Raw genomic sequence first — 21,500 nt, 5'->3', positions numbered from 1 at the left:
AACTGACGAAGTCAGTAACCATACCTACGGCAAGGCGACGTTGACGTGGTTTGAAGAGATTTTCGAAGAGTATAAAAGAAAGAAGCTGACAAAGGAGACAGGTATGGAACAAACATTTTTTATCATTAAACCAGACGGTGTAAAAAGAGGATTAGTGGGTGAGGTGTTGAAACGCATCGAACAACGTGGATTTACAATCGAAAAATTGGAGTTGCGTACAAAGGTTTCAGAAGGGTTAATTGATCAGCACTATCAGGACTTGGTTGGTCAAAGTTTTTACCCACCGATTCGTGAATTTATGACTTCAGGACCGGTTCTTGTAGGTATCATTTCTGGTCCCAAAGTAATCGAAACTTGGCGGACCATGATGGGGGCAACTCGTCCAGAAGAAGCTTTACCAGGAACTATTCGAGGTGATTTTGCAAAAGCTGCTGGAAAAAATGAGGTTATCCAAAATGTTGTACATGGTTCGGATTCAGAAGAGTCAGCTAAGCGAGAGATAGCACTTTGGTTTTAGGGAAAATAGCAAAAAGTTTGATGTAAGGGATACTTGCATCAAACTTTTTTGCATTTTAGACTAGAAAACTGACAGTTGAGAAATATTCTAGCAATGATGTGTATTTCTAGCATATAATAAGAACAAGTAAGGGAGAAAGAATGATGGAAAGAATGAAAAAGCAAATTCGAGCTTTGTTATTGCTGACAGTTTTTGGTCTTAGTAGCTGTTCTTGTTTAAGTTTATCGACTTGGTCCTTGATGTTAAATCAAAACTGCTTCTATTATTTAGTAGGTATGTTGCTACTTGCGAGTATTGGGGCAGGGCTAAACTATTATAGAGGGTAGCGAAATCAACATTATTCAGTTTTTAAAGAAGATAGACAACAATTCTTGTATACTCTGTTACTATTGGTAAATGTTTTAGGTTTAGCTTTGATTATTATAGAATATGTTCTTACGGTAAGGGCAACTGGTTAAGAGTTTGTGGAAGTCTTTCTACCGAGTTTCTTTTTCTTATTCGGTATTGATTTGTTAGTTTTTCTGCCCATTCAGAAGTATATATATGGCTTGAAAAAGATTTTAGGTAAGAAGGAAATATGTTTTATTAGTGGACTAGCTATTTTAATCGTTCTCAGAAATCCCTGGTCAATATTATCCATGACCTTTTATATTGCCTTGGGCATGCTATTTCTAGGCCTGTTAGTGCCAAAAGTCATTCGCTGGGAAGTTTCATTTTATAGCCACTTGATGAGAGATATCTTGTTAGTTGTCTTCTTGCTGTTTCTATTTTAAAGTCAAAAGAAAAGATGTCCAAGTTTTACAATTTATAATATGGAATTCATAGATAATATCTCGACAAAGGACAACTTTTTGGTATAATAGAAACATGTACACTAAAAACGAAGAAGAGTTACAGTCCTTAGGTGAACGTTTGGGCTATTTATTAGAAAAGAATGATGTTTTAATTCTAACTGGAGAACTTGGAGCAGGCAAAACGACCTTTACAAAAGGCCTTGCGAAAGGTTTACAGATTTCTCAGATGATTAAGAGTCCAACCTATACTATCGTGAGAGAGTATGAAGGTCGTCTTCCACTTTACCACCTAGATGTTTATCGTATCGAGGGGGATGCTGATTCTATTGATTTGGATGAGTTTCTCTTTGGTGGTGGGGTAACTGTCATTGAGTGGGGACATCTTTTAGGTGATGCCTTGCCAGATACTTATTTAGAATTGGAAATTCTAAAAGAGGAAGATGGTCGCAGATTAAACTTCAAAGCCAAGGGCTTACGTGCACAAAAACTCTTAGAGGAGCTTCATCATGGAGTATGAATTGCTCATTAGAGAAGCAGAACCTAGTGATGCGGCTGAGTTAGTATCATTTTTAAATCGTGTCAGTGTAGAAACAGATTTTACCAGTCTGGACAGGGATGGCATTTTGATGACAGATACTGAGATGGAGTTGTTTTTGGATAACCAGGCTCATTCAGAAAATCAAATCACTTTACTAGCCTTGCTGAATGATGAAATTGCTGGTATTGTAAATATTACAGCTGACCAGCGCAAGAGAGTTCGGCATATTGGAGATCTCTTCATTGTGATTGGTAAGAAGTATTGGAATAATGGACTGGGGAGTTTGTTACTTGAAGAAGTCGTAGAATGGGCGCAGGCTAGTGGCATTCTTCGTAGACTTCAACTCACTGTCCAAACTCGTAATCAGGCTGCAGTTCATTTATATCAAAAGAATGGTTTTGTCATTGAAGGTAGACAAGATCGCGGTGCGTACATAGAAGAAGGGAAATTTATAGATGTTTACCTGATGGGTAGACTGATAGATTGATAGTAATATGGTTAAAAAAATTATTGGAATGGTGCTAGCTTTTCTAGCTGTGACAGTTTTGGGTGTCGGTGTTTTTGCTTATACCATTTATCAGCAAGGCACACAAACCTTATCAAAGACCTATAAAAAAATAGGGGAAGAAACCAATGTTATTGAGGCGACTGAACCCTTAACGATCCTTTTAATGGGGGTTGATACTGGAAACGTAGAACGAACTGACCCTTGGGAGGGAAATAGTGATTCCATGATTCTCTTAACGGTTAATCCGCATACGAAAAAAACAACGATGTTGAGTTTGGAACGTGATATCTTGACTAAAATTCAGCATAAAGATGGTAGTGTTGAGGAAGCTAAACTAAATGCCGCCTACGCTGGTGGTGGTGCGGAATTGGCAATCTCAACTATCCAGAAAATGATGAATATTCATATCGATCGTTACGTTATGGTGAATATGCAGGGGCTGCAACAATTGGTTGATGCAGTTGGCGGGGTGACTGTAAATAATACACTCGGTTTTCCAATTTCGATTACTGACCAGGAAGAATTTAATAAAATTTCCATTGGTGTTGGACAGCAAACTCTAAATGGTGAAGAAGCGCTTGTTTATTCTCGCATGCGCTACCAAGATCCAGAAGGGGACTACGGACGTCAGAAGCGTCAGCGTGAAGTCATTCAAAAGGTTGTTGAAAAAGTTCTTAGCTTGAATAGTGTTAGTCACTATCAGTCTATCTTAAAAGCCCTAAGTACCAATATGCAGACCAACATTGATTTATCAGCGAAAAGTATTCCACAATTACTTGGTTATCAAGATTCTTTCAAGAATATTGAAACACATCAATTGCGCGGAGAAGATGCGGAATTGCAGGGGATTTCTTACCAGATTGTTACAACTGAGCATATGTTAGAAATGCAAAATCTCTTACGTCGTTCACTAGGTAAAGAGGAAGTAACTGAAGTAGAAACCAATGCTGTTTTATACGAAGTGGCCCTTGGAAGAACTGCTACACCAACGAATGCTTCAAGTGTAGAAATAGAACAAAATTAATAATGAAATCGTGGGAAATTTCCTGCGATTTTTTCAAAAAAGTACGAATAGATAGATAGGAGGAAACATGAAAGCAGAAATCATTGCTGTTGGAACAGAGATTTTGACAGGACAGATTGTTAATACCAATGCCCAGTTTTTGTCGGAAAAACTAGCAGAGATTGGGGTAGATGTATATTTTCAGACGGCTGTAGGAGACAATGAAGCTCGTCTCTTATCCCTGCTTGAGATTGCCAGTCAACGCAGCAGTCTGGTGATTTTGACAGGTGGTTTGGGGCCAACTGAGGATGATTTGACCAAACAAACTCTGGCTAAATTTTTAGGGAAAGAATTAGTCTTCGATCCTCAGGCTCAGGAGAAGTTGGATGTCTTTTTTGCCCAGCAACCAGACTATGCCCGAACACCGAATAACGAAAGACAAGCTCAACTTGTAGAAGGAGCGACTCCGCTACCAAACGAAACAGGACTGGCTGTGGGGGGAATATTGGAAGTCGATGGAGTGACCTATGTCGTCCTTCCCGGTCCACCAAGTGAATTAAAACCCATGGTTTTAAACCAACTTCTACCTAAGTTGATGACAGGGAGTAAGCTATATTCCCGAGTTCTTCGTTTCTTTGGGATTGGCGAAAGTCAGTTGGTTACGATTTTGTCTGATTTGATTGATAATCAAACAGATCCGACTTTGGCCCCTTATGCCAAGACAGGAGAAGTCACTCTGCGTCTGTCAACAAAAGCTAGCAGCCAAGAAGAGGCGAATCAAGCGCTGGATATCTTGGAAAATCAAATCTTGGACTGCCAGACTTTCGAAGGAATTTCTTTACGAGACCTCTGTTATGGTTATGGAGAGGAGGCTAGCTTGGCCAGCATTGTGGTAGAAGAACTGAAAAAACAAGGGAAAACTATCACGGCTGCAGAGAGTTTGACGGCAGGGCTTTTCCAAGCCAGCGTAGCTGATTTTTCGGGTGCTTCAAGTATATTTAAGGGTGGTTTTGTAACCTATAGCTTGGAGGAAAAATCAAAGATGTTGGATATTTCTGTCAAGGATTTGGAAGAACAGGGTGTGGTATCTGAATTTACAGCTCAGAAGATGGCTGAGCAGGCACGAATCAAGACCCAGTCTGATTTTGGTCTTAGTTTGACTGGAGTGGCAGGTCCAGATAGCCTAGAAGGGCACCCAGCTGGGACAGTCTTTATAGGCTTGGCTCAAGAGCATGGAACTGAGGTCATCAAGGTCAATATTGGAGGCAGAAGTCGAGCAGATGTACGTCACATTGCGGTTATGCATGCCTTTAACCTAGTTCGCAAGGCTTTATTAAGTGACTAACTTTTGATATAATAGTAGATAGGTCTGAGGACCATTAGAATGTAGGAGAATAGAATGGCGAAAAAACCAAAAAAATTAGATGAAATTTCAAAAAAATTCGGGGCAGAACGTGAAAAAGCCTTGAATGACGCTCTTAAATTGATTGAGAAAGACTTTGGTAAAGGATCAATCATGCGTTTGGGTGAACGTGCCGAGCAAAAGGTGCAAGTGATGAGTTCAGGTTCTTTGGCGCTTGACATTGCCCTTGGTTCAGGTGGTTATCCTAAGGGACGTATCATTGAAATCTATGGACCAGAGTCATCTGGTAAGACAACGGTTGCCCTTCATGCAGTCGCGCAAGCACAAAAAGAAGGTGGTATTGCAGCCTTTATCGATGCGGAACATGCCCTTGATCCAGCTTATGCTGCGGCTCTTGGGGTCAATATTGACGAATTGCTCTTATCTCAACCAGACTCAGGAGAGCAAGGGCTTGAAATTGCAGGAAAATTGATTGACTCAGGTGCTGTGGATCTTGTTGTAGTAGATTCCGTTGCGGCCCTTGTACCTCGTGCGGAAATTGATGGAGATATTGGAGATAGCCACGTTGGTTTGCAGGCTCGTATGATGAGTCAGGCCATGCGTAAACTGGGTGCTTCTATCAATAAAACCAAAACGATTGCCATCTTTATCAACCAATTGCGTGAAAAAGTTGGGGTCATGTTTGGAAATCCAGAAACAACTCCTGGTGGACGTGCCTTGAAATTCTACGCTTCAGTGCGTTTGGATGTTCGTGGAAGCACGCAAATCAAGGGAACTGGTGACCAAAAAGACACCAATGTCGGTAAAGAAACTAAGATTAAGGTCGTGAAAAACAAGGTGGCTCCGCCATTTAAGGAAGCCTTCGTTGAAATCATGTACGGAGAAGGAATTTCTAAGACTGGTGAGCTTTTGAAGATTGCAAGCGATTTGGATATCATCAAAAAAGCAGGAGCTTGGTACTCTTACAAGGATGAGAAAATTGGGCAAGGTTCTGAAAATGCTAAGAAATACTTGGCAGATAATCCAGAAATCTTTGATGAAATTGACCATCAAGTTCGTGTTCAATTTGGTTTGATTGATGGAGAAGAAGCAGCTGTAGAAGGTGTTGAAACTAAAAAAGATGAAGCAGTTCAAGCAGATTCTGTGAATGAAGAAGTGACACTTGACCTAGGCGACGAACTTGAAATCGAAATTGAAGAATAAGCTGTTAAAGTAGTGGAGAAATTCACTGCTTTTTCATTGCCTAGTTCTGGCATAGTTTGCTGTTTCTTGTCGCTCCTCTAGAAAGCTGATATAATAGCCTTATGAATAAAAAACGAACAGTGGACCTGATTCATGGTCCGATTCTTCCCTCGCTCTTAAGCTTTGCTTTTCCGATCTTGCTATCCAATATTTTTCAACAGCTCTATAACACTGCTGATGTCTTGATTGTTGGACGTTTTCTTGGTCAAGAATCCTTGGCTGCGGTAGGGGCGACGACAGCGATTTTTGACCTGATTGTAGGTTTTACTCTTGGTGTTGGTAATGGCATGGGGATTGTCATTGCCCGCTATTATGGAGCTCGGAATTTCACTAAAATCAAGGAGGCAGTGGCAGCCACCTGGATTTTAGGTGCTCTTTTGAGTATTGTAGTTATGCTGATGGGATTTGTCGGTCTGTATCCACTCTTGCAATATTTAGATACTCCTGCAGAAATTCTTCCCCAGTCCTATCAATATATTTCTATGATTGTGACCTGTGTTGGTGTTAGCTTCGCTTATAATCTCTTTGCAGGTTTGTTGCGGTCTATTGGAGACAGTCTGGCTGCGCTTGGTTTTCTGATTTTCTCTGCTCTGGTTAATGTGGTTCTGGATCTCTATTTTATTACGCAATTGCATCTGGGAGTTCAATCCGCGGGACTAGCTACCATTATTTCGCAAGGCTTATCAGCGGTTCTCTGCTTTTATTATATCCGTAAGAGTGTGCCAGAACTTTTGCCTCAACTCAAGCATTTCAAATGGGACAAGAGCTTGTACGCGGATCTCTTGGAGCAAGGTTTGGCTATGGGCTTGATGAGTTCGATTGTGTCCATCGGCAGTGTGATTTTACAGTCTTCTGTTAATACCTTTGGTGCAGTGATTATTAGTGCTCAAACAGCGGCGCGACGCATTATGGCCTTCGCCCTTCTTCCCATGACCGCTATTTCCGCTTCGATGACGACCTTTGCTTCTCAGAATCTAGGAGCTAAGCGACCAGACCGCATTGTTCAAGGTCTTCGAATCGGCAGTTGTTTAAGTATATCCTGGGCAGTTTTTGTTTGTATCTTCCTCTTTTTTGCCAGTCCAGCCTTGGTTTCCTTCTTGGCTAGTTCGACAGATGGTTACTTGATAGAAAATGGAAGTCTCTATCTGCAAATCAGCTCAGCCTTTTATCCCATTTTGAGTCTCTTATTGATTTATCGCAATTGTTTGCAGGGCTTGGGACAAAAGGTCCTTCCTCTAGTTTCTAGTTTTATTGAACTAATCGGGAAAATTGCTTTTGTGGTCTTGATTATCCCTTGGGCAGGCTATAAAGGAGTTATCCTTTGCGAACCCCTTATCTGGGTTGCCATGACAGTTCAACTGTACTTCTCATTATTCCGTCACCCCTTGATAAAAGAAGGTAGGGCCATCTTGGCAAGCAAAGTGCTATCCTAGTTGGATTTACTGAATAAAATCCATTTCCTCTAGTGAAAATCGAAAAAACTTGTGTTATAATAAGAAAGATTAAAATGTGAAAAAAGGAGATTCCTAATGGGACGTAAATGGGCCAATATCGTAGCCAAGAAAACGGCTAAAGATGGAGCTAACTCTAAAGTATATGCAAAATTTGGTGTAGAAATCTATGTAGCAGCTAAAAAAGGTGATCCAGACCCAGAATCAAACACTGCTTTGAAATTCGTTATCGACCGTGCTAAACAAGCCCAAGTGCCAAAACACGTTATCGATAAGGCTTTGGACAAGGCTAAAGGAAACACAGACGAAACCTTTACAGAAGGACGTTACGAAGGTTTTGGACCAAATGGTTCTATGTTGATCGTGGATACTTTGACTTCAAACGTTAACCGTACAGCGGCTAATGTCCGTGCAGCTTTTGGTAAAAATGGCGGAAACATGGGTGCTTCAGGTTCGGTTTCATACCTCTTCGATAACAAGGGTGTTATTGTATTTGCAGGTGAAGATGCGGACGCAGTCTTTGAGCAATTGCTAGAAGCAGATGTGGATGTGGATGATGTAGAAGCAGAAGAAGGTACAATCACAGTTTACACAGCTCCAACTGACCTTCACAAGGCTATCGTTGCTCTTCGTGAGTCAGGTGTCGAAGAATTCCAAGTTACTGAATTGGAAATGATTCCTCAGTCAGAAGTGGAATTGTCAGGCGATGACCTTGAAACCTTTGAAAAACTTTACAGCGTCCTTGAAGACGACGAAGATGTCCAAAAGATCTATACCAATGTGGATGGATTTTAATATAAAAAGCGAACAGACCTACTAGCTGTTCGCTTTTTATATTGGAGCTTAGACTCTGGTTTCAGAATCGTTTTGTTGCTTGCTTTTTCCTAGACCTAGACCGACTGCATGTTTTTGGACGAGCAAGAGCTGTCCATTGTCTTGTTTTGCAAAAGTTAAGGTAACAGTCTTGATCTTGTCACCAATAGAGATATAGGTGATTTTTCTCGTATTGTAGCCTCCAATAGTAGAATCAAATTCGGAGTCTGGTAGTCCGTGTTTTTTGATAATATCCTTGTAGTTGGTGCCACCTTTTCCTTTGTTGTCAAGGTCACCTTCGATTAAGGCGTCGAACTGTTCTTGGGTCCAGGAGAAGTTATCGTCTTCTTCCTCCTCTGGGATGGAATAGGTGCTATCATCTGTCAAGTCGCTTTCTTCTTCGCGTTCCATTGAGGCACTGGCCTCTCTGTAGGAGCGGTTAAATTCCCTGACAAAATCATTGTAGACATTAGCGTACAGTATCTGGGTTGTAAAGAAAAGGACAATAGAAGCAATTGATAGAGCTGTTCCGATAATGGCCATTGTTTTTCGTTTTTTGAGGTTAACGATAAGGCCGATAATCCCTAGGATTAAAGCGACGATGCCGATGAACAACGATGGATAGTTAATAAACGGGATCCAGGATCCTAAAAGTGCGATGGCTCCAAAAATGGTTGCCAAAATCCCTAAAACTTTTTGTTCTTCTGGTTTCATTTGAAAGCTTTCTCCCTTCATCGAGTGAATGGATTTCTATCCACAGTAGTGAGTGCTTATTATATAAAAAATCTTGCCTAATGTCAATTTAAACTAAAATAGTTCTCTTAGAAACTTTTTTCTTGACATCTCTTTTCAAAGTGGTAAAATAGTTCTCATGGAAACTTATTTAGTTCCTAGGAGAACTAAATGCAATGGTTAGAAAGGAGTTAGTATGGATAAACCAATGTTAGTCTTTAAGCGTTTTGGTCATCAGATTCACCTGATGGTGCAAAAGGAAGCCAAACGTTGTGGTATTGAATTTATGGGTGGGCCTCAAGGTCAGGTTGTACGTTTTTTGGATAATCGTGAGAAAAACCAAGACTTGGTCTTGATTAAAGATATCGAGCAGGAACTCAATATTACCAAGTCTGTTGCTAGTAATTTGGTCAAGCGTATGGTGCAAAATGGTTTGGTGGAATTGGAGGCGAATCCTAGCGATAAGCGGGCAAAATTTGTTCGTTTGACGGACAAAGCACGTTCTCAGATGCAGCAGGTTAAGGCCTTTTTTGAACGAATTGACAAGCAGTTGATGGAAGACATTGATGAAGATGAATTACTGATTTTTGAGAAAGTTCTCGGTCAACTACAGGCAAATATCAAGGGGATAGGAGGAGAAAATGAAGAAATTAGCCCAACGAATTAGTAGAAAAGAATGGGGGATGATTTTACTAGCCATTCTCTTTACTTGCTTTTCGGTCTATCTAGAGTTGGAAGTGCCGACCTATATCTCGAAAATTACGGATTTGCTGGGAAGTCAAGGAACCAACTTAGATGAGTTATGGCAACCAGCAGGTATGATGGTCGGAATGTCCTTTTTTGCCTTCTTGTCCGCAGTCGCAGTTGGATTTTTTGCATCCAGAGTGGCTGCTTCTTACACTAGTAGGCTGAGAAGTGATATTTTTAACCGAGTTTTGGATTACTCGCAGACAGAGATTAAGAAATTCTCTATTCCTAGTCTCTTAACTCGTACCACTAATGATATTACCCAAGTTCAGATGCTGATCACCATGGGCTTGCAAGTGGTTACGCGTGGTCCAATTATGGCTATCTGGGCTATCGGGAAGATTTTAGGTCATTCAGAATACTGGCTCTGGGCCGTTCTTGTGGCAGTGATTGTCAACGTTTTGATGACGACAGTTTTGATGACGCTAGCCTTTCCAAAACAATCCTTGATTCAAAGTCTGACTGATAAACTGAACAGTATTACTCGTGAAAGTTTAACAGGTATTCGTGTTGTCCGTGCCTACAATGCAGAGGATTACCAAAATGACAAATTTGCTACAGCAAATGATGAATTGACACGCTTGAATTTGTTTGTCAATCGTCTCATGGCTATTTTAAATCCCATCATGATGGGGATTTCAAGTGGTTTGAGTGTGGCGATTTACTGGATTGGGGCTTATGTAATCAACGATGCTACTCCAACAGCGCGTCTGCCTCTCTTTAGTGACATGGTTGTTTTCATGTCTTATGCCATGCAGGTTGTCATGGGCTTCCTTCTCATGGGGGCGCTCTTTATTGTTCTTCCCCGAACCATGGTATCTGCTAAGCGGATTAATCAAGTTCTAGATTTGCATTCTTCTATCCAAAATCCTGCTCAAGTGCAGTTGGCTGATGAAAATCTCAAAGGTCAGGTCGAATTTAAGGATGTGACTTTCCGCTATGCGGCAAATTCGGAGCCAGTTATCGAGCATGTTAGCTTTAGAGCGGAAGCTGGTCAAACAGTGGCCGTTATAGGGTCAACAGGTTCTGGTAAATCAACTCTGGTCAATCTGATTCCACGTTTTTATGACGTATCAGCAGGAGAAATTCTAGTGGACGGAGTTAATGTTCAAGATTACGGTTTGGAAGATTTGCGCAACAAGGTTGGCTATATTCCACAAAAAGCTGTGCTATTTTCTGGAGATGTCAAGGGCAATCTAGACTTTGGACACAGTCAAGAAACACCACTTAGTGAGGAAGCTATGTGGCAGGCCTTGGAATTGGCCCAGTCTAAGAACTTTATCGAGGATAAGGAAGCTGGCTTGGAGTCAGAAGTAGCTCAAGGAGGAACCAACTTCTCAGGTGGTCAAAGACAGCGTCTGGCTATTGCGCGTGCCTTGGCTAGGAAGCCAGAAATCCTCATCTTTGATGACTCCTTCTCAGCCTTGGATTACAAGACAGACCGAGTTCTACGCCAAGAGCTAGCAGAGAAGACCAAGTCTATGACTAAGCTCATTGTCGCACAGCGTATTTCAACGATTATGGATGCAGATTTGATTTTGGTCTTGGATCAAGGTAAAGTCGTGGGACAAGGCACCCACAAGGAACTTCTAGCTAATAATGAAGTTTACCAAGAAATTGCCTATTCACAACTATCGAAGGAGGAATTGGAACATGGAAAATAAGAAAATGTCTCTTTGGAAACAGAGTAAACCCTATCTTGCAGGCCTCCAGTTTGCCCTTCTGATAGCCTTTATAGCAACAATCGTATCCAATATCATTACTGTTTATGGTCCAACCCGCATCAAGGAAATGACTAATATTATTGCCAGTGGTTTGGAAACAAGTGTGGATGTCGCGGAGGTTGCAGCTATTGGTGGTTTTTTGGCCGTGATTTATGTGATCGGACTTCTATCAAATTATTTACAGGCCTTTCTGTTTACAACAGCCATACAACGTTTTTCAGAGCGTTTGAGAAGAGCTATTTCAGAGAAAATCAATCGCCTTCCATTAGGATATTTTGATGGACATTCTCAAGGAGATACCTTGTCTCGTGTGACCAATGACGTTGACACTGCAGCCCAGTCCCTCAATCAAAGTCTGGGAACAGTTCTTTCATCCACTTTACTGGTCGTGGCAGTCTTGGTAACCATGTTTGGGATGAACTGGATTTTAGCCTTGGTGACGGTTGTTTCAACTCTAATCGGTTTTGCTTTCGTGTCCGTTTTTATGGGCAAATCGCAGGGATTCTTTAAGAGTCAGCAACAGGATTTGGCGGCTGTCAATGGCTATGTGGAGGAAATGTACTCTGGCCATAATGTGGTGACCAGTTATAATGCTATCGAGAGCACGAAAGAAGAGTTTGCGAAATTAAACAATCGTCTGTATGATAGTATCTGGAAATCTCAATTTATTTCAGGGATTATGATGCCGATTATGATGTTTATTGGTAACTTTAGCTATGCCTTGGTGATTATCGTTGGTGCAGCCTTGACCTTGAATGGGCAGATTAGCATCGGGATTATCGTTGCCTTTATGGCCTACGTTCGTATCTTTTCTCAGCCTCTTTCACAAATCGCTCAAGGGATTACTAGTCTGCAACAGGCTAGCGCAGCCATGGGGCGTGTCTTCGAATTCTTAGGTGAAGAGGAAATGGAAGATGAATCCCATAAAGAAAGACAATTGAGCGACATGAAAGGTCAAGTGGTCTTTGATCGAGTTTCCTTTGGTTACACACCAGAGCGAACCATTATACATGACTTTTCTGCGACAGCTCATGCAGGTCAAAAGGTTGCTATTGTAGGGCCGACAGGAGCTGGGAAGACAACCATTGTCAATCTTTTGATGAAGTTCTATGAGATTGGTAAGGGAAGTATCCGCATCGATGGTGTGGATACCAAAGAGATGAAGCGTTCGGAAGTGCATGATGCCTTTTCAATGGTCTTGCAGGATACTTGGCTCTTTGAAGGAACCATTCGCGACAATCTTATCTATAACCAAAAGGGGATTAGTGATGAGCGCGTGATTGAAGCCAGCAAGGCTGTAGGGATTCACCACTTTATCATGACTCTACCAGATGGTTACGATACCGTCTTGGATGATACAGTGACCTTGTCTGTCGGACAAAAACAACTCTTGACCATTGCTCGTGCTTTGCTGAAAGATGCACCACTCCTAATCCTAGATGAAGCGACATCTTCGGTTGATACACGGACGGAAGAATTAATCCAGAAAGCCATGGACCGTTTGATGGAGGGAAGAACTTCCTTTGTCATCGCCCACCGCTTGTCTACTATTCGAAATGCTGATCTTATTCTGGTTATGAAAGATGGAAATATTATCGAGCAAGGCAATCATGAGGAGCTGATGGCACAAGCTGGTTTCTACGCTGACCTCTACAACAGTCAGTTTACAGAAGATGAAGCAGAAGAATAAATCTAAGAAGGCTTGACGGCCTTCTTTTTCTGCACTATACTAGAAGACAAGTGCTTCCCTATAAGCAAAATTTGAGTAAGTGATGAGAAAATATATGAAAAATTATCAAGAATGGTATGACCATATTGCTAGTAAGATTGAAAATAAGCCTATCTTTCTGAGACTGTTAAGAACTTTTAATCGCTTCATGACAGTAGTTATGCCTATAGTTTATCTGACCTTGTTAGCCACTACCTACTTCCAAGAAGGACTTGGGAAACAGGTCTGGATCTATGTGTTTGTCCCTGCGTCAGGTTTTGTGATTTTGTCCTTTCTTCGTAAGAAAGTCAATGCCCCTAGGCCTTATGAGGAATGGGATATTAAACCTCTGCTTGACAGAGATAGTCCTGGTCAGTCTATGCCCAGTCGTCATGTCTTTTCGGCAACCATTATCTCCATGGCTTGCATGCATGCTAGTCTACCTATAGGGATGATTTATTTGACATTATCAGCCTTCCTAGGTCTAGTGAGAGTCTTAGGTGGCGTGCATTATCCCAAGGATGTAGTGGTTGGCTATATTTGTGCTCTTGTATGGGGTGTGATTTTCTTTCTATGTTGACCTGTAAGTTAAGGTGGTCCCACAACCACTTACGAGTCTAAAGTAACCACTTGCTTTTTTGCTCTTGTTTTCTTATTTTCCCTTTGATATAGTAGAGTCAGAAAGGAGATGGAATGAAGTTACGAATCGAAATTGACAGCAATTTAGAGGAAACTGAAATTGTCATCAAGGCAGCGACTTTGACAGATGAGATTGCGGATTTACAGCGGCTCTTGCAAGAGTCCAAGTCTCCTAGATTGATTTTTTACAAGGGGACGGGTGAATATTATCTGGACTTGTCGGAAATTCTTTTCTTTGAAACAGAGGGGAACAAGATTTACGCCCATACCCAGAAAGATGCCTACGAAGTTCGGCTCAAACTCTATGAGTTAGAGTCTATCCTTCCTCGCTATTTTAGTCGGGTATCCAAGTCGACTATTGCAAATATCCGTCAGGTTTACTCGGTGGACAAGTCCTTTTCAGGAACAGGCACCATTTCCTTTTACCAGACCCACAAGGAGGTTCATGTCTCACGACATTACCAATCCCTCCTAAAAGAAAATCTAAGAAACATGAGGTAAGAACATGAAAAAGAAAGCATTTGGTATTGTGTTGCTGGTTTTAGCAGCATGGATTTTGTTGCAAGGAAATTTTGGAATCCCTTCTCTGGGAGGGCACATTTGGCCTTTGATTGGTATTGGATTTTTTGCCTACCAATCAGTTGAGGCTTTGCTTCGTCGTCATCTGACTTCAGCCTCTTTTACAGCTCTAGTAGCCTTAATGATTGCTAATCATTTTTATGACATTTTACCGATTCCAAATCAGTCATTGTTCTGGGCTAGTATTTTAATCGTAATGGGTGTCAGCGCACTCACTCATTCTAACAGGACTTGGAACGGGAAAAAATGGTGGTATGATGGTAAAAAGACCATTCTAACAGATAAGGAAGTTGCTTTTGGTACAGGGACTTTCTACAAGCAAGAGCAAGAATTGGTAGAGGATCAAGTAGAAGTTGGTTTTGGGAATGCCAAGATTTATTATGACAATGCAGAGATGTTGGGAGAAAGCGCAACCTTGAAGATAGAAGTCGGATTTGGGAATGCGGTTATCTATGTTCCTCAACATTGGAGAGTTGATTTAAAGGTGGAAACTTTCTGTGGCGTAGCCAAGGCAGATACTCCTCTAGCCCCAACCAGCAAAACCTTGATTATCCGTGGAGATGTGGCCTTTGGGAAGTTGGGAATTGTCTACGTTAAATAAAAAAATCTTTCAATCCCCTTGCCAAAACAGAGAAAGTGTGATAACATAATACAGTATGTGGTGCTAGCACATCCGCTATATTAGATCTAATAGGAGGAAAACACAATGGCTAAAGTATGTTACTTTACAGGTCGTAAGACTGTATCAGGAAACAACCGTTCACACGCGATGAACCAAACAAAACGTGCCGTAAAACCAAACCTTCAAAAAGTTACTGTTCTTATCGATGGTAAACCTAAAAAAGTTTGGGCTTCAGCTCGTGCTTTGAAATCAGGTAAAGTTGAACGCGTTTAATAATAAAAGCAAAGGAGACCTTAGGGTCTTTTTTCTTTTATTGTAGGAGTAAAATCATTTGAAAAATAGAGTAAATATCCGCTGATACAGTATTCTGCTTTTACACTTGGGCTGAAATATGATAAAATAGAGTATCAACTAGTTGAGGTAAAAAGGATGACTGTAAAAATTAATACAAAAGATGGTCAAATCGAACTAACAGATGAAGTGATTGCAACCGTCGTAGGTGGAGCAGCAACTGAGATTTTTGGTGTGGTCGGTATGGCTAGTAAAAATGCCCTCAAAGATAATTTCCAAGCCCTTCTAGGTAAGGAAAATTACTCTAAAGGTGTGGTCGTAAAGGCAGCCGAAGATGGCAGTATTGCAGTTGATGTATATACCGTGTTGAGCTACGGAACAAAGATTAGCGAAGTGTCAAAAAACATTCAAGAGCGTGTTCGTTTTAGTTTGGAAAACCAACTTGGAATTACTGCTCAGACTGTAAATGTCTACATTCAAAATATCAAAGTTGTAGGAGAATAACCGTGTCAAAAATTACTACTAGCTTATTTCAAGAAATGGTGCAGGCTGCATCAACTCGCTTGAATAAGCAAGCTGAATATGTCAATTCATTAAACGTCTTTCCAGTTCCAGATGGAGATACTGGAACAAACATGGGAATGACCATTGAAAATGGAGCTAAAGAAGTTGCAGACAAGCCAGCTTCTACAGTTGGCGAGGTAGCGAGCATTCTTGCCAAAGGTCTTTTGATGGGTGCGCGTGGGAACTCAGGCGTTATTACGTCTCAGCTTTTCCGTGGATTTTCACAAGCCATCAAGGATAAAGACGAGTTAACAGGTCAAGACTTGGCCCTTGCCTTCCAATCAGGTGTGGAAGTTGCTTATAAGGCAGTTATGAAACCAGTTGAAGGAACGATTTTGACAGTTTCTCGTGGGGCTGCTATCGGTGCTAAGAAAAAAGCTGAGCAAACAGATGACGCTGTTGAAGTCATGCGCGCAGCCTTGGAAGGTGCTAAAACAGCTCTAGCTAAAACACCAGACATGCTTCCAGTATTGAAAGAAGTTGGCGTTGTGGATTCAGGTGGTCAAGGACTGGTCTTTATCTATGAAGGTTTCCTTTCAGCCCTTACTGGTGAATATATTGCATCTGAGGACTTTGTAGCGACTCCGGCCAACATGAGTGAAATGATCAATGCAGAGCATCATAAGTCTGTAGCTGGTCACGTAGCGACTGAGGATATCACCTTTGGTTACTGTACTGAAATCATGGTAGCTCTTAAGCAAGGTCCAACCTATGCCAAAGATTTTGACTACGACGAATTTCGTAACTACTTGAATGAGCTTGGGGATTCTCTCCTCGTTGTTAACGATGATGAAATCGTCAAAGTCCATGTCCATACAGAAGATCCAGGACTTGTTATGCAAGAAGGTCTTAAATATGGTAGCTTGGTCAAGGTAAAAGTTGACAATATGCGTAACCAACACGAAGCACAGGTTGAGAAAGAAGCTGCTCAAGTTAGCAAACCAGCTGAAGAAAAAGAATATGCTTTGATTGCTGTGGTGGCTGGTAAAGGTCTAGCAGATATCTTCCGTTCTCAAGGTGTGGATTATGTTATCGAAGGCGGTCAAACTATGAACCCTTCAACAGAAGACTTTATCAAGGCTGTTGAACAGGTCAACGCTCGTAACATTATCTTCCTGCCAAACAACAAGAATATTTTTATGGCAGCCCAATCTGCAGCAGAAGTTTTGGAGCAACCAGCAGTAGTGGTAGAAGCTCGTACTCTTCCTCAAGGTTTGACAAGTCTTCTTGCCTTTGATCCAAGCAAATCCATCGAAGAAAACCAAGAACGTATGACTGCAGCTCTCAGCGATGTCGTTAGCGGAAGCGTCACAACAGCTGTTCGTGATACAACCATTGATGGCTTAGAAATCCATGAAAACGATAATCTTGGTATGGTGGATGGGAAAATCCTCGTGTCAAACCCTGATATGCACCAAACCTTAACTGAAACATTGAAACATATGTTGGATGAAGACAGTGAAATCGTAACCTTCTATGTTGGTGAAGACGGAAGCGAAGATCTTGCCAATGAAATTGCCCAAGAAATCGCAGAAGAATTCGAAGACGTTGAAGTTGAAATCCACCAAGGTCAACAACCTGTTTACCCATACTTATTTAGTGTGGAATAAAAATTTAATAGATTAAAAAGAAAGTTGATTTTGCAACTTTCTTTTTTTATGACATTTGTCATATTTCCTCATGACAGAAGCTTCTAGTGATTCTACCTTCAAAGAATTATACTAGATGTATTAAATGGAGGAAGAAAAAAATGAAACATAAAGTAATTGTCGCAATGAGTTTAGTAGCAGCAGGAGTCATGACTTATCTCATGTTCTCAGGATTGGACGAAGACTTCTATCATTTTCCTTGGGAACTATTTGCAGGATTTGGCATGATGTCTTGGTTGATCCGAGAAGGCTTGAAATTGGTCTCAGATGTGAAAAAGGAGTTTGAAAAATGAAAAAAGCGTTTCTCTATCTTTTTATTGGACTATCACTAGTGGTATGGTTGGTAGAAATGTTTACAGGTTGGTTTGATCAAGCCTTCCTTCACCAAGCCATTCGCGGTGCCTGGGGATTAGGATTTATGATTTTTATCGCCTTTCCGATGGGAAAGGAGTGGCTGAAAGGAGAGTATGATGAACATGATTAAGGTAGAAAGCCTAAATAAAAACATAAAGGGCAAGGCTATTTTGAAGGGTATTTCCTTTGAGGTAGCTGAAGGTGAATGCGTCGCCTTGATTGGGCCCAATGGTGCTGGGAAGACCACACTCTTGGACTGTTTGCTTGGAGATAAACTGGTCACAAGCGGTCAAGTATCCATCCAAGGCTTGCCAGTGACGAGTTCTCAGTTAGACTACACCAGATCCTATCTCCCTCAAGAAAATGTCATTGTTCAGAAATTAAAGGTCAAAGAGTTGATTGCTTTCTTTCAACGTATCTATCCAAATCCCTTGAGCAACCAGGAGATCGATCAACTATTGCAGTTTGACAAGCAACAAAAAGAGCAATTTGCAGAAAAATTGTCAGGTGGGCAAAAGCGTCTTTTCTCTTTTGTCTTGACCTTGATTGGCCGACCAAAACTTGTCTTTTTAGATGAGCCAACTGCGGCCATGGATACCTCAACCCGCCAACGTTTTTGGGAAATTGTTCAGGATCTAAAAGCGCAGGGAGTTACCATTCTCTATTCGTCCCATTACATCGAAGAGGTAGAGCATACAGCGGACCGAATCTTGGTCTTGAATAAGGGAGAGTTGATTCGCGATACAACACCTCTAGCCATGCGGAGTGAGGAGATTGAAAAGCACTTTATCCTTCCTCTAGCATATAAGGAAGTTGTCGAACAGTCAAACTTGGTTGAAAACTGGTCACAAAAACAAGATGCTCTACAAGTAGTCACACGCGAAGCAGATGCTTTCTGGGAACTATTAGTCCGAGCAGGATGTAGGATTCAAGAAATTGAAGTCAATAATCGTAGTTTGCTAGACACAATCTTTGAAGAAACACAAAAAGGAGATGACTAAGATGAAACGATGGATCGCACTAAACAAGATAGAATTTCTATTGACCAAACGACAATTAGTCTATTATCTGTTATCCGTAGGGATGCCGACAGCCTTCTATTTATTCTTTTCAGGTATGTACCAGGACACACCAGGTGGACCGGCTAATTTTATGCGCGACTACCTCATCTCCATGACGGCTTTTTCCATGATGTCGACAGCTATGTTTTCATTCCCAGCTGTTTTACATACCGATAAAATCAACAACTGGCAGAAAACATTGCGCCATACCCCTGTAAATATGGTAGAATATTATCTATCAAAGATAACAAGTATGTTGGTTGATTATTTGGTCTCAATCCTGGTTGTTTTCTCAGTTGGGCACTTGGTCAGAGGTGTGGATATGCCTTTAGGAAGTTGGATTGGGGCTGCGCTCTTGCTGATAGTAGGAAGTATTGCATTTGTAGCACTTGGCTTGACCTTGACTCTCTTACCAACTAGTCAGCTGATGTCTGTCGTGGGCAATCTTCTCTATCTAGGCTTGGCTGTTTTAGGTGGACTCTGGATGCCCATCTCTTTATTTCCAGACTGGATGCAAGCAATCGGGAAGTGCCTACCAACTTATCAGTTGATGGAGTTGCTCAAGACCTTCTTAAACGAGGGTAGCATCAATCTATCAGCCACAGTTTATCTACTTGTTTTTTCAGCAGTTTTGTTTGGTTTGACCATTTACCTTCAAGGTCATAAGGAGAATGCTTAATGCTTGAAAGACTAAAAAGCATACACTATATGTTTTGGGCCAGTTTAATTTTTATGATTTTCCCCATCCTACCTGTAGTGACTGGGTGGCTTTCTGCCTGGCATTTATTGATTGATATTCTATTTGTAGTGGCATATTTGGGTGTTTTAACAACTAAGAGCCAGCGCCTATCTTGGCTATATTGGGGCCTCATGCTGACTTATGTAGTTGGGAATACTGCCTTTGTTGCTGTTAATTATATCTGGTTCTTCTTTTTCCTTTCTAACCTCTTAAGTTATCATTTTGGCGTACGTAGTTTAAAGTCTTTACATGTCTGGACTTTTCTTCTTGCTCAAGTCCTTGTTGTGGGCCAACTGTTGATTTTTCAGAGAATCGAAGTTGAGTTTCTATTCTATCTACTTGTAATTCTTGCTTTTGTCGATTTAATGACTTTTGGCTTGGTTCGGATTCGTATTGTGGAGGATTTGAAAGAAGCTCAGGCTAAGCAAAATGCCCAGATAAATCTATTGCTTGCTGAAAATGAACGCAGTCGTATCGGTCAAGATTTGCATGATAGCTTGGGACATACCTTTGCTATGTTGAGTGTCAAGACAGATTTAGCCTTGCAGTTATTTCAGATGGAGGCTTATCCACAGGTGGAAAAGGAATTAAGAGAAATACAGCAAATTAGCAAAGAATCAATGCGTGAAGTGCGAACCATTGTGGAAAATCTTAAGTCTAGAACTTTGACATCCGAACTAGAGACTGTGAAAAAGATGTTAGAAATTGCTGGAATTGAGGTGGAAATAGCTAATCAACTAGATACAGCTAGCTTAACTCAGGAATTGGAGTCAACGGCTTCCATGATTTTGCTTGAATTAGTGACCAATATCATCAAACATGCTAAAGCGTCTAAAGTCTACTTAAAATTAGAACGGACAGAGAAAGAACTCATTCTAACAGTGAGAGATGATGGCTGTGGCTTTACTTCTATAAAGGGGGATGACCTCCATACAGTTCGAGATCGTGTTCTTCCATTTTCGGGAGAAGTAAAGGTAATTAGTTGGAAACAACCGACAGAAGTTCAGGTTCGACTACCTTATAAGGAGAGAAACTAAGATGAAACTACTTGTTGCAGAAGATCAAAGTATGTTGCGAGATGCCATGTGCCAGTTGCTCACGCTTCAACCGGATGTAGAGTCTGTCTTTCCAGTCAAGAATGGGCAAGAAGCAATCCAACTATTAGAAAAGGAGTCTGTAGATATCGCCATCCTTGACGTAGAAATGCCTGTTAAGACGGGCCTCGAAGTCTTGGAGTGGATACGAGCAGAAAATCTAGAAACAAAGGTGGTTGTGGTGACGACCTTCAAGCGTCCTGGGTATTTTGAACGTGCGGTCAAGGCCGGAGTAGATGCTTATGTATTAAAAGAAAGAAACATTGCAGACCTCATGCAAACCTTGCACACCGTCCTAGAGGGACGCAAGGAGTATTCGCCTGAATTGATGGAAGTGGTGATGACGCATCCCAATCCATTAACGGAGCAAGAAATCGCAGTTTTAAAGGGAGTCGCTCAGGGTTTCTCTAACCAAGAAATTGCAGATCAACTTTATTTATCAAACGGAACAGTCCGAAACTATGTCACCAATATTCTTTCGAAATTAGATGCAGGTAATCGAACAGAGGCAGCTAATATCGCGAAAGAATCTGGTTGGTTGTGATACTATCATATCTCGAAAACCATTATGTGCTAAAATTGAAATTATTCAATCAAACAATTTTGTAACTTAAGGAGGCTTAGTTTCCTCCTTTTTGTTTCGTCTAATCCTCTTCGAAAATCTCTTCAAATCACGTCATCTTCACCTTGGATTATATATGTGACTGACTTCGTCAGTCTTATCTACAATCTCAAAGCAGCGCTTTGAGCAGCCTGTGGCTACAGCCA

24 protein-coding genes are annotated in these 21,500 nt (G+C 41.2%); 23 read left to right on the top strand and 1 reads right to left on the bottom strand.

Annotated elements, in window-relative coordinates:
- Positions 1–103: 103 nt before the first annotated feature.
- The 8 genes from ndk to QZ565_RS02360 all read left to right on the top strand — a co-directional run bounded on the left by ndk (position 104) and on the right by QZ565_RS02360 (position 8,211).
- Positions 104–517: a nucleoside-diphosphate kinase gene (ndk, locus tag QZ565_RS02395; RefSeq protein WP_295525034.1), complete on the top strand. Its 414-nt coding sequence runs from the start codon at positions 104–106 to the stop codon at positions 515–517.
- Between the two features lie 867 nt (positions 518–1,384).
- Positions 1,385–1,828: a tRNA (adenosine(37)-N6)-threonylcarbamoyltransferase complex ATPase subunit type 1 TsaE gene (tsaE, locus tag QZ565_RS02390; protein WP_295525031.1), complete on the top strand. Its 444-nt coding sequence runs from the start codon at positions 1,385–1,387 to the stop codon at positions 1,826–1,828.
- The gene (locus QZ565_RS02385) at positions 1,818–2,336 is read left to right on the top strand and encodes a GNAT family protein (RefSeq protein WP_295525028.1); all 519 of its coding nucleotides are present in this window, start codon (positions 1,818–1,820) and stop codon (positions 2,334–2,336) included. The genes tsaE and QZ565_RS02385 overlap by 11 nt, the downstream gene beginning before the upstream one ends.
- Before the next feature lie 7 nt (positions 2,337–2,343).
- A complete protein-coding gene (locus QZ565_RS02380) occupies positions 2,344–3,381 on the top strand; it encodes an LCP family protein (protein WP_295525025.1) in 1,038 nt (345 codons plus the stop codon).
- A gap of 67 nt (positions 3,382–3,448) precedes the next feature.
- Positions 3,449–4,705, top strand: coding sequence for a competence/damage-inducible protein A (locus tag QZ565_RS02375; protein WP_295525021.1), 1,257 nt, complete (start codon positions 3,449–3,451; stop codon positions 4,703–4,705).
- Between the two features lie 54 nt (positions 4,706–4,759).
- Positions 4,760–5,926 (top strand): recombinase RecA, encoded by a 1,167-nt coding sequence (gene recA, locus QZ565_RS02370; RefSeq protein WP_261071637.1) that lies wholly within the window; start codon positions 4,760–4,762, stop codon positions 5,924–5,926.
- Positions 5,927–6,027: 101 nt separating this feature from the next.
- Complete coding sequence (locus QZ565_RS02365) at positions 6,028–7,398, top strand: MATE family efflux transporter (RefSeq protein ID WP_295525014.1); 1,371 nt, start codon at positions 6,028–6,030, stop codon at positions 7,396–7,398.
- A 96-nt stretch (positions 7,399–7,494) separates the two neighbouring features.
- Positions 7,495–8,211 carry a YebC/PmpR family DNA-binding transcriptional regulator gene (locus tag QZ565_RS02360; protein WP_295525012.1) on the top strand — a complete coding sequence of 239 codons (717 nt, stop codon included), beginning with the start codon at positions 7,495–7,497 and terminating at the stop codon, positions 8,209–8,211.
- Between the two features lie 48 nt (positions 8,212–8,259).
- Here QZ565_RS02360 and QZ565_RS02355 read toward each other — a convergent pair whose 3' ends face one another.
- Positions 8,260–8,964: a CD20-like domain-containing protein gene (locus QZ565_RS02355; protein WP_295525009.1), complete on the bottom strand. Its 705-nt coding sequence runs from the start codon at positions 8,962–8,964 to the stop codon at positions 8,260–8,262.
- Between the two features lie 193 nt (positions 8,965–9,157).
- Here QZ565_RS02355 and QZ565_RS02350 point away from each other — a divergent pair, with 193 nt between their 5' ends.
- The 15 genes from QZ565_RS02350 (at position 9,158) to QZ565_RS02280 (ending at position 21,276) form a co-directional block, all read left to right on the top strand.
- Entirely contained in the window at positions 9,158–9,628 is a 471-nt protein-coding gene (locus QZ565_RS02350) for a MarR family winged helix-turn-helix transcriptional regulator (protein WP_295525006.1), read from the top strand.
- Positions 9,603–11,372 carry an ABC transporter ATP-binding protein gene (locus tag QZ565_RS02345; RefSeq protein WP_295525003.1) on the top strand — a complete coding sequence of 590 codons (1,770 nt, stop codon included), beginning with the start codon at positions 9,603–9,605 and terminating at the stop codon, positions 11,370–11,372. Before QZ565_RS02350 ends, QZ565_RS02345 begins: the two co-directional genes overlap by 26 nt.
- Positions 11,362–13,122, top strand: a complete 1,761-nt coding sequence (locus tag QZ565_RS02340) for an ABC transporter ATP-binding protein (RefSeq protein WP_295525000.1) — start codon at positions 11,362–11,364, stop codon at positions 13,120–13,122. Before QZ565_RS02345 ends, QZ565_RS02340 begins: the two co-directional genes overlap by 11 nt.
- Positions 13,123–13,216: 94 nt before the next feature.
- Positions 13,217–13,720, top strand: coding sequence for a phosphatase PAP2 family protein (locus QZ565_RS02335; RefSeq protein ID WP_295524997.1), 504 nt, complete (start codon positions 13,217–13,219; stop codon positions 13,718–13,720).
- Between the two features lie 113 nt (positions 13,721–13,833).
- Positions 13,834–14,280: a LytTR family DNA-binding domain-containing protein gene (locus tag QZ565_RS02330; RefSeq protein WP_295524993.1), complete on the top strand. Its 447-nt coding sequence runs from the start codon at positions 13,834–13,836 to the stop codon at positions 14,278–14,280.
- A gap of 4 nt (positions 14,281–14,284) precedes the next feature.
- Positions 14,285–14,959: a hypothetical protein gene (locus tag QZ565_RS02325; protein WP_295524990.1), complete on the top strand. Its 675-nt coding sequence runs from the start codon at positions 14,285–14,287 to the stop codon at positions 14,957–14,959.
- A gap of 105 nt (positions 14,960–15,064) precedes the next feature.
- Positions 15,065–15,253 carry a 50S ribosomal protein L28 gene (gene rpmB / locus QZ565_RS02320; protein ID WP_001140948.1) on the top strand — a complete coding sequence of 63 codons (189 nt, stop codon included), beginning with the start codon at positions 15,065–15,067 and terminating at the stop codon, positions 15,251–15,253.
- Positions 15,254–15,409: 156 nt separating this feature from the next.
- Positions 15,410–15,775, top strand: a complete 366-nt coding sequence (locus tag QZ565_RS02315) for an Asp23/Gls24 family envelope stress response protein (RefSeq protein ID WP_000216437.1) — start codon at positions 15,410–15,412, stop codon at positions 15,773–15,775.
- 2 nt (positions 15,776–15,777) lie between these two features.
- Positions 15,778–17,445, top strand: coding sequence for a DAK2 domain-containing protein (locus tag QZ565_RS02310; protein ID WP_295524987.1), 1,668 nt, complete (start codon positions 15,778–15,780; stop codon positions 17,443–17,445).
- 140 nt (positions 17,446–17,585) lie between these two features.
- Positions 17,586–17,777: a hypothetical protein gene (locus tag QZ565_RS02305; protein WP_012972435.1), complete on the top strand. Its 192-nt coding sequence runs from the start codon at positions 17,586–17,588 to the stop codon at positions 17,775–17,777.
- Positions 17,774–17,968, top strand: a complete 195-nt coding sequence (locus tag QZ565_RS02300; RefSeq protein ID WP_219967532.1) for a hypothetical protein — start codon at positions 17,774–17,776, stop codon at positions 17,966–17,968. The genes QZ565_RS02305 and QZ565_RS02300 overlap by 4 nt, the downstream gene beginning before the upstream one ends.
- Entirely contained in the window at positions 17,955–18,839 is an 885-nt protein-coding gene (locus QZ565_RS02295) for an ABC transporter ATP-binding protein (protein ID WP_295524982.1), read from the top strand. The genes QZ565_RS02300 and QZ565_RS02295 overlap by 14 nt, the downstream gene beginning before the upstream one ends.
- A gap of 1 nt (position 18,840) precedes the next feature.
- The gene (locus tag QZ565_RS02290; RefSeq protein WP_295524979.1) at positions 18,841–19,578 is read left to right on the top strand and encodes an ABC transporter permease; all 738 of its coding nucleotides are present in this window, start codon (positions 18,841–18,843) and stop codon (positions 19,576–19,578) included.
- A complete protein-coding gene (locus tag QZ565_RS02285; protein WP_295524976.1) occupies positions 19,578–20,675 on the top strand; it encodes a sensor histidine kinase in 1,098 nt (365 codons plus the stop codon). Before QZ565_RS02290 ends, QZ565_RS02285 begins: the two co-directional genes overlap by 1 nt.
- A gap of 1 nt (position 20,676) precedes the next feature.
- On the top strand, positions 20,677–21,276 hold the full coding sequence (locus QZ565_RS02280) for a response regulator transcription factor (protein WP_295524973.1): 600 nt from the start codon (positions 20,677–20,679) through the stop codon (positions 21,274–21,276).
- Positions 21,277–21,500 lie beyond the last annotated feature (224 nt).

The organism is uncultured Streptococcus sp., from assembly GCF_915066115.1.
GTDB lineage: Bacteria > Bacillota > Bacilli > Lactobacillales > Streptococcaceae > Streptococcus.
Note: the sequence above shows the minus strand (reverse complement) of the source record. Positions and strands in the feature narration are given on the sequence as shown.